Here is a 1,278-nt window from a genome sequence, read left to right on the forward strand (position 1 = left end):
AGCGGGCGAGACGGTCCGGGGCCCGCCGGGGGCGGGCGGCCCGTGTCCGGCGCCCACGCGCCCGGCGTTGCCTTGCCCGCCGCGCGCGCCCCACGCACGCCGCCGGGGCCGCCGCGGCCGCGGGCCCTACCCGGCGCTACCCTGCGCCCATGACTGTGCACCTGGAGGTCGCCGACGGGGTCGGCACGCTGCGCCTGGACCGCCCGCCCATGAACGCGCTGGACGCCGCCACCCAGGACCGGCTGCGCGAACTGGCCGGGGAGGCCACCCGCCGCGACGACGTGCGGGCCGTGGTCCTGTGGGGCGGTGAGAAGGTGTTCGCGGCGGGCGCGGACATCAAGGAGATGCGGGCAATGGACCACGCGGCCATGGTCCTGCGCTCCCGCGACCTCCAGGACAGCTTCACGGCCGTCGCGCGCATCCCCAAGCCGGTCGTCGCCGCCGTCACCGGCTACGCCCTGGGCGGCGGCTGCGAGCTGGCGCTGTGCGCCGACATCCGGATCGCCGCCGACAACGCCAAGCTGGGCCAGCCCGAGATCCTGCTCGGCCTGATCCCCGGCGCGGGCGGCACCCAGCGCCTGGCCCGGCTCGTCGGCCCGTCCCGGGCCAAGGACCTGATCTTCACCGGGCGGCAGGTGACGGCCGACGAGGCGCTGGCGATCGGGCTGGTCGACCGGGTCGTACCGGCCGCCGAGGTGTACGAGCAGGCGCACGCGTGGGCGGCGCGGCTGGCCCGCGGCCCGGCGCTGGCCCTGCGCGCGGCCAAGGAGGCCGTGGACGCCGGCCTGGAGACCGACCTCGACACCGGGCTGGCCGTCGAGCGCACGTGGTTCGCCGGGCTGTTCGCGACCGAGGACCGCGAGACCGGCATGCACAGCTTCATGACGGAGGGACCGGGCAAGGCCCGGTTCCGCTGAGCCGCCACCGGCGTGCGGCGGGGGCGCGCCCTGAGCGCCCTTCGCGCCACTTGTGCCTCCAGTGCCCCTGTGTGCTCCCGGTGCTCCTGGTGATCGCGTGTCACCGGCAGGGAATCGACCGTGGGGACCCACCGGGCCGGTACGCTGAGTGACTATCCGAACGCACAGCGATATCGCTGCGTGCCGCTCGCGAGGCTCCCACGTCGCCGTGCGGCGCGACAGCGCGTCGCCCTGCGACGTGACAGCGAAACCACGCGGCCGGAGGTGACAGGAATGGCGGGCTCGAAGTCGATGCAGGGTGCGCGGCGGGCGCCGGGCACCGCCGCCGCGGCCCCGTCGCGGCCCCGGCCGCCCGCCGCCG

The 1,278-nt window shown here is 76.8% G+C and carries 1 protein-coding gene; it reads left to right on the forward strand.

Features of this window, described 5'->3' with window-relative positions; translation table 11 throughout:
- Window positions 1-149 precede the first annotated feature (149 nt).
- Window positions 150-917, forward strand: coding sequence for an enoyl-CoA hydratase-related protein (locus RKE29_RS29930; RefSeq protein ID WP_312008849.1), 768 nt, complete (start codon window positions 150-152; stop codon window positions 915-917).
- Window positions 918-1,278: the final 361 nt, after the last annotated feature.

The organism is Streptomyces sp. B1866, assembly GCF_031932565.1.
In the GTDB taxonomy this organism is placed as follows: domain Bacteria; phylum Actinomycetota; class Actinomycetes; order Streptomycetales; family Streptomycetaceae; genus Streptomyces.

Excerpts from the sequence above, each read along its gene's own strand:
- RKE29_RS29930 (WP_312008849.1), top strand. The coding sequence starts at position 150 with ATGACTGTGCACCTGGAGGTCGCCGACGGGGTCGGCACGCTGCGCCTG.